The following is a 13,509-nucleotide window of genomic DNA, read 5'->3' as shown; positions in this document are numbered from 1 at the left end:
GCGTGACGACCGCATACCCGCCCGGGCCGGCGCACCGGCGCGACCGGCGCCCGTACGGGGGGCCACAGCGGGGAGGGAGAGCTGAGCATGGCGTTTCCACATCTGTGGGCCGGACCGGGTCCGACCGCCCCCGCTCAGACCGCGCACCTCGCCGACGCGGCCGCGTCCGGCACCGGCTCCGGAACGCGCGCGCTCCTCGTCCTGGGCATCGTCACGGCCGCCGCACTGCTCCTGGCCGTGACGCTGTTCCTCCTCCGCACCCGCCGTACCCGCCCGCCCGCCGACACCACCGGCCCCCGGCCGGCCGTCGGCCGCCTGCACCGGCTCGGCTTCTGGTGTGCGCGCCGGCCGTGGTGGGTTCTCGGCACCTGGCTGCTGGTCACCCTGGCCGCGCTCGGCGCCGACCGGACCTGGGGCGGCTCGTACGACGACGACTTCTCGCTGCCCGGCACCTCGGTGCAGACCGGCGCCGACCTGCTGGACGCGCACGGCTCGGCCGCCGTGCGCGGCACCGCCTCACCCGTCGTGCTGCACCCCGACCACGGATCACTCGCCGCTCACCGGGCGGCCGTCGAACAGGCCGTCGCCGCCCTGCGGAAGCTGCCCGAGGTGACAGCCGTGGCCGATCCGCTCGCGACGCCCGGCGCGGTCTCCGCGGACGGCTCCACAGGTATCGCAACCGTCCACTTCGCCCGCAACCCCGTCCGCTTCGAGACGTCGTATCTCGACGGGGTCGACGACGCCGTGCGCCCGCTGCGCGCGGACGGCGTCGAGGTCGAGTACGGCGGTCCCCTGGGGCGGCTCGCGCGGCCCAAGGCCGCGGACCGGCTGTCGGAGGCGATCGGTCTCGTCACCGCCGTGGTCGTCCTGCTGACCGGCTTCGGCAGTCTCGCCGCGGCCGGACTCCCGCTGCTCACCGCCGTGATCGGGCTGCTGACCGGCGTCTGCCTCCTCGGTCTGCTGGCCGCCGCCTGGACGTTCGGCACCGCCGCGCCGACGCTCGCCACGATGATGGGCCTGGGCGTGGGCATCGACTACGCCCTGTTTCTCGTCACCCGCCACCGACGGCTGCTGCACGACGTCGACGACCCGGCCGAGGCCGCGGGCCGGGCCGTGGCGACCAGCGGCCGCGCGGTGATCGTCGCCGCCGCGACGGTGGCACTCGCGCTCGGCGGCCTCTACGCGTCGGGCGTGGGCTTCATCGGCACCCTCGGCATCGCCGCCGGTCTGACCGTCGTCGTGGCCGCCGTCGCCGCGCTCAGCCTCACCCCGGCCCTGCTGGGCATCGCGGGCCGCCGTATCGACCGCTGGCGGGTGCGCCCGCCGGTCGACGAGCCCAACGGGACCGCCGACACCTGGCACCGCTGGGCGGGCCTCGTGGGCCGCCGCCCCTGGCCGTTCCTCGTCGGCGGCGTCCTGGTCCTGGCGGTGCTTGCCGTTCCCGCCGCGTCCATGCGCCTGGGCCACATCGACGACGGAGCCGACCCGACCGGCTACACCGACCGCCGCGCCTACGACCTGATCGACGACGGCTTCGGGCCCGGCACCAACGGCCAGTTCACCGTCGTCGCCGCCCTCGGCCGACACCGTACCGACAGCCCCGACACGATCCGGGCCCTGTCCGCCAGCCTGCACGACGCCCTCGCCCGTACCCCCGGCGTCGCCCAGGTGTCCACCCCCGTCGCCACCGACGACCGGACCCTGCTGGTCGCCACCGTCACTCCCACCACCGGCCCCCAGGACCAGGCCACCTCCGATCTGCTCCACCGGCTGCAGGACGACGTCCTCCCCGGCACGCTCGCCGACTCCGGCGCGGTGGGCCATGTCACCGGCACGACCGCGGCCCAACTCACCTTCCGGGACGTAGTGGTGGACCGGCTGCCGGTCATCATCGCGGTCGTGGTCACGGCGGCCTTCCTGCTGCTGCTCACCGTCTTCCGCAGCCCGGTCGTCGCGCTCAAGGCGGCCGTCCTCAACCTGCTGTCCATCGGCGCCGCCTACGGCGTCGTCGTAGCGGTCTTCCAATGGGGCTGGGGCGCCGCACTCCTCGGCGTCCCGGAGCCCGTGCCGGTCGAGTCCTACGTCCCGATGATGATGTTCGCGATCGTCTTCGGACTGTCCATGGACTACGAGGTCTTCCTGCTGTCCCGCATCCGGGAGGCCTGGCTGCACACCGGCGACAACCGACGCAGCGTCGCCGCCGGACTGGCCGGCACCGCCCGGGTCATCACCTGCGCCGCCCTCATCATGACGAGCGTCTTCCTCGCCTTCCTGCTCTCCACCAACGTGGTCATCAAGATGCTGGCCCTGGGCCTCGGCGTCAGCGTCGTCATCGACGCCACGCTGGTCCGGCTCGTCCTGGTGCCGTCCACCATGTATCTGCTCGGCCGGGCCAACTGGTGGCTTCCCCGGCGGCTCGACCGGATCCTGCCCCGCTTCGACCCCGAGGGCCCGTCACCCGCCCCCCTCCACGACCCGGTGGCAGACTCCCGGGACGCGGCCCCCACCGCCCCCGCGAAGGACCGGTGACGATGAGCCGCCCAGCGACCCCGACGACGGCGATGCGCTCGCTCCTACGACGCCACCGCACCGTCACCGCGCTCGCCCTCGCGCTGCTGCTCACCGCTGCGGGCGCCGAACTCACGGCCCGCACCCTGCTCCACGACCGCCTGGCCTCCGTGGCCGGAAGAGTCCTGGGCAAGGGCAGTGACATCCGTGTCGAGGGCGGACCGGCCCTGCTCGACCTCTGGGAGCGGCACTTGGACGCCGTGACCATACGCAGCGATCACGCACGGCTCGGCCGCATCCCCGATGTGGCCGTACTGGCGCGCCTCGACGACATCCGTCTGGCGGGTGGGCAGGCCGGCACCGTCGCCCGCACCCACGCCGAGGTCGCGGTGCCCGCGGCCTCGCTGCAGGCCCTGGCCGCCGCGTCCGGCACAAGGATCCCGGTCACCGGCGTCCGCCCCGACCCCGGGGCCGGCACCATCGCCCTCGATCTCGGCCAGGGCGGCCTGGCCCAGGTGACCCTGCGGCCCCGGCTGAAGGACGGACGCGTGACGCTCGCAGTCGACAGCGCGGAGGTCCTGGGCGGCCCCGCCCCCGTCGCGCTCGTCGACCGCGTCCGCGACACGCTGTCCGACCGCAGTGGCACCGACTATCCCCTGGGCCTCAAGGCCACGGCGCTCGACATCACCGCATCCGGTCTCGACGTGACCCTGGCCGGAGGGCACGCTCGACTGCCGGCACGGAACAACACCCTCTGAGCAGGCGGCCGGTGCCGCGGCGGCCGGCGGCCTACTCGGTCCGCTCCGCCGCCGCGGTGTCGTCGGCCGACGCGGCCTTCTCCTCGGCCTTGTCCGTGGCCTTCTCCGGGGCGCTGTAGAAGACCGAGGCCCCCTGCTTGCTGCGCTGCGCCTGGTTCTTGGCCACGAGGCCTTCGAGCGTCGTGCGGATCACGGTGATCTTGATGGCGCGCTCGGGATGGACCTGGCCGAGACCGCTGGCGATCTCGGCGGCGGAGCGGGGTTCGCTCTGCTCGGAGAGGTGACGGCGGACCAGTTCGACCAGCGTGGGCTCGGACGCCTTCGCCTCGGTGGGCTTCGCCTCGGTGGGCTTCGCCGCGGCCGGCTGGGCCGCGGCCTTCTTGGCAGGCTTCTTGTCGGCGGTCTTCCCGGCCGCGCCACGGCCACGCGCAGGGGCGGTCTTCTTCGGCTTCGCCTGCTTGTCCGTACCGGACTTGGCGGCGGGCTTCCTGCGGGCAGCGGGCACGGTGGCACGGTCCTCCGTGACCGCGGGCGCGACCTGAGGCGGTGTCAGACCGAGGGCCTGCTGCATGTTCACCAGCACCACGTGGTCGTGCTGCAGACCGGCCAGTTGCTGCTGCAGCGCGGTGATCTCCGCGCTGACGCGGTCCTGCTCCTTCACATTGCGTTCGAGGTCGTCGGTCACCTGCGCGGCGTACTGCGATGTCAGATCGGTGGCGGAGGTGGTGGTCTCGGACATGAGGTCGACCTTTCTCGGTTCTTGTGGTGCGGCGCGGAAAGCCACAGGCACATGTTCTGGGGCCGGCTTCCGTGTGACGGCGGCGATAACTACGCGAATACCCCAGCGTAGTGATGGTACGGATGAGTGGAGCTTCTTGCTCTGATGGAGTCATGTCTTTTCCTCGAGCTGAGCTTGAGGATTCAGGCTGTGTGCCGCCTCGCGGGTACATGTGTGCGAGCCGCCGAGAGCCGGAACGGTGTGCCGGCCCTTCCCCTTCGCCGACGTCCGCCCTCACTCCGACGAGGGCATCAGCGCGGCCAGCAGCACGGTTCGGTCGTCCGTGCCACTGATGACCGACGTGTGATGCAGAATCCGTTCACACCACGTGTGCAGGGTGTCGGAGGCCGTGAGGTCGGCGGAGGCGTCAACGGCTTGGGCGAAGAGGCCCGCGAGGCGGGTGATGCCCTGGTCGATGTCGGATTGACGTGACTCGACCATGCCGTCGCTGTAGAGCAGGAGCAGCGCCGGTTCGGGCACCTCGAGCACCGTGGGCTCGTAGGTGCCGGTGCCCAGTCCCAGCGGCAGGCCCGGGCTGGTGAGTGTGACGGGTGCGGCCTGTCCGTCCGGACCTCGGATCAGCGGGGGAGGGTGACCGGCCCCGACGAGGGTGCAGGTGTGGTGTCGTGCGTCCCACTCGGCGTAGATGCACGTGGCGAAGGAGGCACCGGGGATGTCAGAGGCAAGTGTGTCGAGCCGGCGCACCAACTCGGCGGGGGAGATGTCGATACCCGCCAGGGTGCGGGCGGCCGTGCGCAGTTGAATCATCGCCACGGCCGACTCCGGGCCGTGCCCCATGGCGTCGCCGACGACCAGTCCGATCCGGCCGCCCGGCCGCGGCAGCACGTCGAACCAGTCGCCGCCGATGACGGTGTCGTAGCCGGCGGGCGCATAGGCGTGACTGATGTGGCAGCCGTCGAACGAGAGGGCGGTGGCGGGCAGCAGGCTCTGCCGGATGGCCAGCGCGGTCCGGCGTTCGCGTTCGTAGCGGCGCGCGTTGTCCAGCGCCACACAGGCCCGCGCGGCGAGCGCCTCCACGGCCGCGGTGTCGCCCGGCAGGAAGCGGGCCCGGTCCGGGCCGCGGCCGCAGATCACGAAACCGACGGCGGCGCCCCGCAGATGCAGGGGCACGACCAGGAAGGAGGCCGTCCGGAGCAGACGGCCGATACGGGCGTCGTCGCCGCTCGACACGCGCAGCCGCTCGGAGGTGTGGGCGTCGACCGCGTCCAGCAGCTGCGGACGCCTGGTGGCCAGGGAACGCGCGTACGGCGTCTCACGCGGGAAGACGATCACCTCGCCGACCGGCAGTATGCCCTCCCATGTCGCGGAGGTCTCCGCTCCCACGCGCAGCGCCAGCCGACGGGCCTCGATGTGGGGCGGATCCCCGGCCGGGTACGCGTTCTCCTCGACGAGCCAGCGCTCCAGCAGATAGACCGACGCCGCGTCGCAGAAGCCGGGTGTCAGCGTCTGCACGATATGACGGCCGGTCAGATGGAGGTCCAGCTCCGACCCGATGACATTGGCTCCGGACGAGAAGGCCGGCCGACGGCCCGAGCGGGCGGCGGCCGGTGCTGCGTCGAGATGGCTGCGCGCTTGGTTCCGCAGGGTCGTGCCTTTCCGGGTGGGGCCGGTTGTGACCGCTTGGCAGCGGCATTGCCCCGCCGCGGTTCCGGCCGCAACTATATGATGGAACATCAAGATCGTTGTGCGAGGGGAGAGTTGCTGTGCCAGGTGATGAGTTCCTCCCCGAGGGTGTCGACGCCGGCAAGGCCAGCGTGGCCCGGATGTACGACGCCATGCTGGGCGGGGAGCACAACTTCGCGATCGACCGGGAGGCTCTCGCGGCCTTCACCGCCATCGACCCGCAGGTGCGCACCCTGGCGCGGGCCAATCGCGCCTTCCTCCAGAGAGCGGTGCGCTTTCTGATAGAGGCCGGGGTGCGGCAGTTCATAGACCTCGGCTCCGGCATCCCCACCCAGGGCAACGTCCATGAGGTGGCGCAGTCGGCCGCCCCGGGGGCGCGCGTGGTGTACGTGGACAACGACCCGGTCGCCGTGGCGCACAGTGCCTCCCTGCTCGGCGGCAACCCGGACGCGGCCATCGTCGACGCCGACATCCGCCGGCCGGCCGACGTCCTGTCCTCCCCGCAGGTGCAAAAGCTCATCGACTTCGACCAGCCCGTCGCCGTACTGATGGTCACCATCCTGCACTTCATCACGGCCGAGGAGGATCCGGCCGACATCGTCGCCGCCTTCCGGGACGCCCTTCCCGACGACGGCTGGCTGGCGCTCACACACGCCACCAACGAGGACCGCCCGGACACCGCCGCCGCCGTGGGGCAGCTGTACCGGTCCAGGGCCACCTCACCGGTCACCGCGCGTTCCCACGCCGAGATCCTCACCCTGTTCGACGGCTTCGACCTCGTCGAACCCGGCCTGGTCCATGTGCCCCTGTGGCGCCCCGGCCCGAGCGACACGATCCCGGACAACCCGTCGGAGTACTGGGTGTACGCGGGCGTCGGCCGCAAGCATCCGTGACCCGAGCCGGGCACCCGCTGGGTTCGGAGCGCCGAGCGGGCCGCGTGTGCGCCGGCCGGGCATGCGTCGGCAGGTCGGGGAGTGCGTCCTTGACTTCGAGCGCACTCCACGTCGTAGCGTCCACGGCATGGCCCCATCGGGCTCCGTGCCGCCGGGATGCCGGTGCGCGGCATTCACGACTCCGGCGAGTCGGAGGAGCGCGGTGCGGCAGGGAAGAGCACGATCGCAGGGAAAGGCTGGAGACGATCATGAAGCAGCGCAGGCTCCGGGACCTCGAGGTGTCCGCCATCGGTCTCGGCTGCATGGGGATGTCCGCCTTCTACGGCTCGGCCGACGAGGAAGAGGGCGTCAAGACCATCCAGCGCGCCCTCGAGCTGGGCATCGATTTCCTCGACACCGCGCAGATGTACGGCCCGCTCACCAATGAGTCGCTGGTCGGCCGTGCGATCAAGGGGCGCCGTGACGCCTATGTGATCGCTACGAAGTTCAATTACCGCATGGACAACGCCGTCCCGGGCGACATGAGCACGGTCGGGCCGCAGGACGGTTCCGCGGAGCACGTACGCAGCTCGGTCCACGGTTCGCTGAAGCGGCTCGGGACCGACTACATCGACCTCTACTACCAGCACCGGGTCGACCCCAAGGTGCCGATCGAGGAGACCGTGGGCGCGCTCGCGGAGCTGGTCGCGGAGGGCAAGGTGCGCCACATCGGCCTGAGCGAGGCCGCCGCGGAGACGATCCGCCGTGCGCACGCCGTCCACCCGATCACGGCCGTGCAGACCGAGTACTCGCTGTGGACGCGCGACCCCGAGGCCGAGGTGCTGCCCACCTGCCGTGAGCTGGGGATCGGGTTCGTCCCCTACTCGCCGCTGGGCCGTGGCTTCCTGGCCGGGCGGTTCGCCTCTCCCGAAGACCTCGACGAGGGCGACTTCCGGCGCACCGGCCCGCGCTTCACGGGAGAGAACCTCCAGGCGAACCTCAGGCTCGCCGAGAAGGTGAAGGAGATCGCGCAGGAGAAGGGCGTCACCCCGGCGCAGCTCGCGATCGCCTGGGTGCTGGCCCAGGGTGAGGACCTGGTCCCGATCCCGGGCACCAAGCGCCGCACCTACCTGGAGCAGAACGCGGCCGCGGCGGACGTCGAGCTGACGAAGGACGACCTCGCGCGCATCGACGCGGAACTCCCGAAGGTCGCGGGGGAGCGCTACGACGAGGCAGGCATGCGGACCGTGAACCGCTAGGCGGCCCCTGCCGGCTTCGAGCGGGGGTCCCCAGAGCTCTTCGACCAGGGGACCCCCGGTGTGGTGCCGGCCGGGCGACGCGCTCGCCGTCGAGGCTGGTGACTTCGAGGGTCCGCTCCCGCAGCGAGGTAGGGTCGGGACCCACTATGGTTGAAGTTGGACATCGCGATCCCGTCGAGATTGCCTACCGCAATCCCGACCGCCCCCGGCTGGGAATCGAGGTCCTGACGTTCGACGCTCTACGTCGCCGTCTGAAAAGGTCAGTGGCCCGCACCGCAAGTCGGCCGGACTTCCATCAACTGCTTCTCGTGCGGGGCGGTGAGGGAACCGCGATGGTCGATTTCGTTCCCCGGCACTGTGCGCCGCGCACCCTGCTGCATGTGCGGCCCGGGCAGGTGCAGCGGTTCCCGGCCGACCCGACGGGCCGTCCGGCCGAACTCGACGGTGTGCTGGTGCTCTTCACCGGGGCCTTCCCGCCACGCCTGCCCCTGGCCGCCCCTCTCCTCGACGGCTTCGGCCCGGCCGCCTGGACACTGTCGCCGGGCGACTACGCGGCCCTCGACCGGGCCTTGACCGAGATCGCGGCCGAGTACCACGCCATGGAGAGCGATCCGGAGGACACCGACGCCGACCTCACTGTTCAGCTGCTGCGCCAACTCCTCGGCGCGGTGCTGCTGCGCATGGCCCGACTGCCGCAATCGGGCGGCGCCGCCTCGGCGGCCCTGGGCGGCGAGGTCTTCCGTGCCTTCCGATACGAGCTGGAGCGCTCGTTCGCCGCCACCCGCTCCGTGCAGGAGTACGCCGTCCGGACCGGCTGCTCGGCGCGTACGCTGAGCCGGGCGTGCCAGGCCGCCACCGGCCGCACTGCCAAGCAGCTCATCGACGCCCGCGTCGCGTTGGAGGCGCAGCGCCTGCTGGTGCACACCGATCTGTCCGTCGCCGCGATCGGCCGGATGCTCGGATTCTCCGAGCCCACCAACTTCGGGAAGTTCCTCGCCCGCGAGACGGGTCACACCCCCGGCGGCTTCCGCACGGACGAGCGCTAGGGGTGTCGGACAATTCCCGCCGGGCGCGTGACTCGCCCGGCCGGGCGGCTGGGAGGTGCCCAGGCACGGCCCCTCGCCGCGTGGTCGGATCACCCGAGTACGTCCGGTACGCGGATGATCCTCCGCGTTGCGATGCTCCCCCGGCTACCGCTGGGAGGTGCCCCCCGCGCCGGACGCCGCGCGCTGATCCGGCGCGAATTGTCGGACACCCCAGGTGTACCGCGAAAGTCCCGCCTGCCTCGCGACGAGGTGGACCGCGAGGAAGGTGGCGCGGGCCGGCTTCTCGGCCGCGTCCGCGGTGTGACCACGGGTGCGTGGACCGGACCGCCAAGCCGGGGCGGGACCTGGCGGTGGCCCTCTTCAAGTGGGCGGTGTCGCCCCGCTAGTGCGTCGGACGGTGCGTGCCGGGCCGCGGTACGACCGCTCCCGGTTCGGCGCAGGCGCCCGCGGCACACGTGGTGAGCCAGGCGTCGAAGTCGGCGTCGTAGCGCGTGCCGATGTCGGCGGCGTAGACGGCATAGCCGCCCGGGTAGTCGCCGACGCGGAAGCGGGCGAGCATGCGCTCGATGTCCGCCGGGTGCTTCTCGACCATGTAGCGGACCGCGAGATAGCCCCAGGGATAGGTGCGCGTCACGTCACTGTTGGCGTAGGTGCTCTGGAACAGTGTGCTCAGTGTGTAGGTGTGTTTGCCGGCCTCGGCGACCGCCTCGGTGTCGGTGAGGCCCCGGTAGCCGTAGGAGACGTACTCGGCCAGCCCCTCGATCCACCAGATGTCCGGGACCGCCGTCTGCTGTGTGAAGTCGCCCTTCATGTCGTCGCGTGCGTCGAGATAGTGCGTGTACTCGTGATTGAGGTTCCAGATCCGGGCCGTGAAGCCGTCGTCGTACGCCTTCTGGTACATGATCGACAGCGGCTGGTTGTGGGGGTCGGCCGGATCCCCGACGAGGGTGATGCCGCCGTTGTCGGTGCTGACGCCGAAGATCGCCCCGGCGTAGGTCCGGTAGGCGGTCGGACCGGCGAACACCACGAGCTGGACGGTCGACTCGTACTGGCCGGGTATCGGTCCCGCGTCCTTGACGAGGTCGTGCACATACGGGTCCTGACCCAGCACGCTCGCACACGCCGCGTCGAGGTCGGCGGCTGTCAGCGACTGGGCCCGTATGGTGTGCGTGGCGTCGCAGGCGCGGGTGACCGGCAGCGCCGCACTGCTCAACCGGCCCGCGAGGTCGCAGACGTCGTAGTACGAGCAGTCGGCCTTGTCGTACGCGTCCAGCTGGGTCGCGACCGCCACCCACAACTGCGCCGTCGTGCCGGTGATCCGCGAGGAGTCCAACAGGTTCTTGGCGGGCGGCCGGACCAGGGCCGTGAGCGCGGGATGTTCGACATGGCGGGCGAGGCCCATCCCGGCGTTGGAGTCCAGATAGGCACGGTCGGTCCCCAGCAGGTCCAGGTGGTGCAGCGCGAAGGTGTGCAGGGTGCCGATGATGCGCGGGTCGGCCGCGACGGCGTCCACATAGGCGGGGTTCCAGTTTCCGCGCCACAGCGGGGTGTAGACGTCGTTCACGGCGGCCACCATGCTCGCGACGGCGTCATAGGATCCGTCGTATCCGCTGAGCAGGCGCCGATAGGCGGTGAGATAACGGCCCTGCAGATCGGCGCTGTCGGTGAGGATGACGACGTCGCCCAGGACGTCACCGTTGGCCGAGGTGACGTCCCACGCGTGCCGGCGGGCGAAGAAGGCGTCCAGCCCCCGGGCCGTGGCGTCGGTCAGCCGCTCGCTGTAAGGGCCGGTGTCCGACGGGTCGTTGAACTGCACGTAGTACCCGGCCCGCAGGAACAGGACCAACTGCCAGATGCCGGCCGAGTTGTCGCCGCCGTATCTGCGCGCCGTCGTCGTGAAGGCCTTGGCGACGGTGACCATCTGGGACTCTCCGAAGACCGGCCCCGCGTCGGAACCGGTGACGGCGAACAGGCTGTTGACGCACTCCACGGTCGACGCTCTGATGAACGCGACGAGCGCGGGGCCGGTCCTGCTGCCGAAGTCGGCCGGGGAACAGGTGGCCTTCGACGCGGCGACCGGGCCGGCCGCGGAGCCGGGCGCGTGCGGGGGCACGGCGGGCCGCAGCGGCGGCAGCTGGGCGGGAGCCGTCCGCCGGTCCTGCACGGCGTGCCCGGGGGCCGCCTGGGTGGAGCCGGTCGGAGCGGGCGGGGCTGAGTCGGCTACGGCGCCGGGGGCGCCGACGGCGGGAGACGGCGCGGAGTCGTGGACTGTGGTGGGGGTGTAGGTCCGGGCCGGTGACCCGGGCGTGGCGAGGGCAGGTGGCGCCAGCAGGCCGACGAGCGTGACCCCGGCGGCGAGCGCGCCGGCCACGCGTCCGGGCAGGGCGAAGTAGCGCATCCGGACTCCTTCATGGATCGATGCGCCTCGGAAGGGGTGATGAGGCGTGAGAGGCACCATCGCAGTGGCCCCGTGCGCCGACAATGGCGTGTGACATAGCACATTGCACTGTCGTGCCATAACACGCACGGCACACACGGCGGCCGCTGTCCCGGCCCGCCTCTACCGCCCCGCCACGCTCCAGGTCCGCGCGGCCCAGGCCCTCAGATGCGGCGACTGCGCGACGAGCTCACGGTAGGCGGCCGTGGCGGATGAGAACAGCGTCTCCGCCACCTCCCCGGACAGCGCGTCACGCCGCCAGACCAGCACATAGCGGCACCACAACGGTGTGCCGCTCAGGGGCCTCACCAGCACATCGGGGATGGAGCGGAGTGTCGCCTGCACCAGGGACACCCCCAGCCCGTCGGCGATCATGCTCAGCAACTGCTGCCGATCGCCCAGGAACTGATGTACCGTCACGGGCGAGAATCCGGCCGCTTCGCATGCCGCGTAGAAGACGCCCGGCCAGCCGGCCCCGTCGTCGGGGGTCACGAACCACGCGTCCTCGGCCAGGTCGGCGAGCGCGATCTGAGGACGGTGTCTGAGTCGATGGCGGGCCGGCAGGGCCACGAACGTCGGCTCGGTGACGATCCCACGATGCACCAGCGCGGCGGAGTGGCGCAGTTCGCTGCCGGGGTAGTCCGCGGCGACGGCGGCATCCACCTCGCCCCGCTCCAGGAGCTCGACGATCGCCGAGGAGGCGTACACGCTGCTCACTGTGAGCGACACCCCCGGCAGTCGGTCACGGACCCGGGCGACCATGCCGGGCAGGACGGGGGAGTTGGTCGCCGCCAGACGCACCACCGGGCGTGTGCTCGTGGTGCTCGCCGCCCGCCGGTGCCCGATCGCCTCCGCGCGGGCCAGGACATCCCGTGCCTCGGCCACGACCTCCAGGCCGTACGGGGTCAGCGTCGCACCGGACACTCCGCGCTCGAACAGAGGCCTGCCGAAGAAGCGCTCGATGCGCTGGAGCTGGGTGCTCAGAGCCGGCTGGGAGTACCCGAGGTCCGACGCGGCCCGGCCCACGCTCCCCGCGTCGGCGATCGCGCAGAGCACACGCAGATGCCGAAGCTCCAACTCCATCGGCCCGCTTCCCCCTCCTCGTCGTCCGGTCGGTCCGGCGGCCGGCGTCGCACCGGCGGTGGGGAAGCGTTCCATCGTGAACCGCCGGACACAAGGCGGGGATTCCGCCTACCTTCGGCGCCGTGGCCGGTCAGTGCGACGGGCCGGGGGAGGACGGCGGCTCTGCGTCCGCTTCCTCCGCTTCCTCCCGCGCCAGCCAGTGGGCGAGGGTGCGGGCGATGGGCTGGCCGGTCTCCAACTCCACGAAGCCGAACTGTCCCGACTGGTTGCACTCCAGGAACCACCAGATCCCGTCGGTGTCCTCCGCGAAGTCGAAGGCGCCGTAGGCCAGTTCGGCCTGGCGCAGATAGCTGTGCACGGCGGCGGCGATGCACGGCGGGACGTCGGCGGGCTCCCAGGGGCCGGTGGAGGGGGCGAACCGGACGTCCACGTCCTCGGCGTCGGGGACGGCCGGTTTGCGCGCCGCCAGCAGTTGGTCGCCGACGGCGGTGAGACGGATGTCGGCGCGCTTGGGGATCCGCCGCTGCAGCAGCGTGGGGCCGAAGGCCACGGCGGCGAAGTCGGCGTCCGGTGCGACACGGCTGGTGGGCACCGCCCGGGGAGGGTCCTGCGGGTGCGTTCCGGAGACGGGTTTGACCACCAGATCGGGGAAACGCTCGGCGAAGTCCCGAGCGGCCTGCGGAAACGTCGTGATCAGAGTGGCCGGTACGGGCAGTCCGCTGCGCTGGGCGAGATGGAGCTGCCAGGGCTTGCGACGGGCCCGGCGGGCCGCGTCGGGACGGTTCATCCAGCGTGCGCCGATGCCGTGCAGCATTCCGTACAGCGCCTGTGAGGCCTCCTCGGTCAGCCAGGCCGACGGTTCGGGGACCCGGGTGGCCGGAACCCCGGGCCGGCGCACCCAGATGGACCGCAGCCCGCTGGTGCTCACCAGGCGGCCGGCGGCGGAGAGATGGCCCTGGAAGGTGCCGTGCACGTACTCCCCCGAGAGCGCCACGGCGCCCGGAAGGTCCGCCGGGTCGAGCCGGACCACGGGCACACCCGCCGCGTGCAACTCGGCCACCACCATGTCCGCCGTCACATCCTGTTCAGAAGTGAGGATCAGCACGGTCATCGTCGGCGCTCCG

10 protein-coding genes are annotated in these 13,509 nt (G+C 71.8%); 5 read left to right on the top strand and 5 right to left on the bottom strand.

The genetic code is table 11. The features are described 5' to 3' along the window. The first annotated feature begins 87 nt into the window (after positions 1–87). Both ACFY2Z_RS11275 and ACFY2Z_RS11270 read left to right on the top strand, forming a co-directional pair. Complete coding sequence (locus tag ACFY2Z_RS11275; RefSeq protein WP_390743913.1) at positions 88–2,529, top strand: MMPL family transporter; 2,442 nt, start codon at positions 88–90, stop codon at positions 2,527–2,529. A gap of 2 nt (positions 2,530–2,531) precedes the next feature. Continuing rightward, positions 2,532–3,266: an LmeA family phospholipid-binding protein gene (locus tag ACFY2Z_RS11270; protein ID WP_390743912.1), complete on the top strand. Its 735-nt coding sequence runs from the start codon at positions 2,532–2,534 to the stop codon at positions 3,264–3,266. A 31-nt stretch (positions 3,267–3,297) separates the two neighbouring features. Here the strand turns inward: ACFY2Z_RS11270 and ACFY2Z_RS11265 are convergent, their stop codons facing one another. Continuing rightward, positions 3,298–4,005: a hypothetical protein gene (locus tag ACFY2Z_RS11265; protein WP_390743911.1), complete on the bottom strand. Its 708-nt coding sequence runs from the start codon at positions 4,003–4,005 to the stop codon at positions 3,298–3,300. A gap of 273 nt (positions 4,006–4,278) precedes the next feature. After that, positions 4,279–5,517 (bottom strand): PP2C family protein-serine/threonine phosphatase, encoded by a 1,239-nt coding sequence (locus ACFY2Z_RS11260; RefSeq protein WP_390743910.1) that lies wholly within the window; start codon positions 5,515–5,517, stop codon positions 4,279–4,281. A 251-nt stretch (positions 5,518–5,768) separates the two neighbouring features. Between ACFY2Z_RS11260 and ACFY2Z_RS11255 the strand changes: the two genes are divergently transcribed. From ACFY2Z_RS11255 to ACFY2Z_RS11245, 3 genes are all read left to right on the top strand, one after another. Further along, positions 5,769–6,581: an SAM-dependent methyltransferase gene (locus ACFY2Z_RS11255; RefSeq protein ID WP_390743909.1), complete on the top strand. Its 813-nt coding sequence runs from the start codon at positions 5,769–5,771 to the stop codon at positions 6,579–6,581. Between the two features lie 248 nt (positions 6,582–6,829). After that, positions 6,830–7,819 (top strand): aldo/keto reductase, encoded by a 990-nt coding sequence (locus ACFY2Z_RS11250; RefSeq protein ID WP_390743908.1) that lies wholly within the window; start codon positions 6,830–6,832, stop codon positions 7,817–7,819. 332 nt (positions 7,820–8,151) lie between these two features. Further along, a complete protein-coding gene (locus ACFY2Z_RS11245; RefSeq protein ID WP_390743907.1) occupies positions 8,152–8,865 on the top strand; it encodes a helix-turn-helix domain-containing protein in 714 nt (237 codons plus the stop codon). Positions 8,866–9,247: 382 nt separating this feature from the next. Here the strand turns inward: ACFY2Z_RS11245 and ACFY2Z_RS11240 are convergent, their stop codons facing one another. The 3 genes from ACFY2Z_RS11240 to tgmB all read right to left on the bottom strand — a co-directional run bounded on the left by ACFY2Z_RS11240 (position 9,248) and on the right by tgmB (position 13,496). After that, entirely contained in the window at positions 9,248–11,263 is a 2,016-nt protein-coding gene (locus ACFY2Z_RS11240; RefSeq protein ID WP_390743906.1) for a collagenase, read from the bottom strand. A gap of 162 nt (positions 11,264–11,425) precedes the next feature. Further along, positions 11,426–12,385 carry a LysR family transcriptional regulator gene (locus tag ACFY2Z_RS11235; RefSeq protein ID WP_390743905.1) on the bottom strand — a complete coding sequence of 320 codons (960 nt, stop codon included), beginning with the start codon at positions 12,383–12,385 and terminating at the stop codon, positions 11,426–11,428. 130 nt (positions 12,386–12,515) lie between these two features. Further along, on the bottom strand, positions 12,516–13,496 hold the full coding sequence (tgmB, locus tag ACFY2Z_RS11230; protein WP_390743904.1) for an ATP-grasp ribosomal peptide maturase: 981 nt from the start codon (positions 13,494–13,496) through the stop codon (positions 12,516–12,518). Positions 13,497–13,509: the final 13 nt, after the last annotated feature.

This window comes from Streptomyces sp. NPDC001222, assembly GCF_042896945.1.
Classification (GTDB): domain Bacteria; phylum Actinomycetota; class Actinomycetes; order Streptomycetales; family Streptomycetaceae; genus Streptomyces; species Streptomyces gibsoniae.
This window is presented reverse-complemented; position numbering and strand designations above follow the sequence as displayed.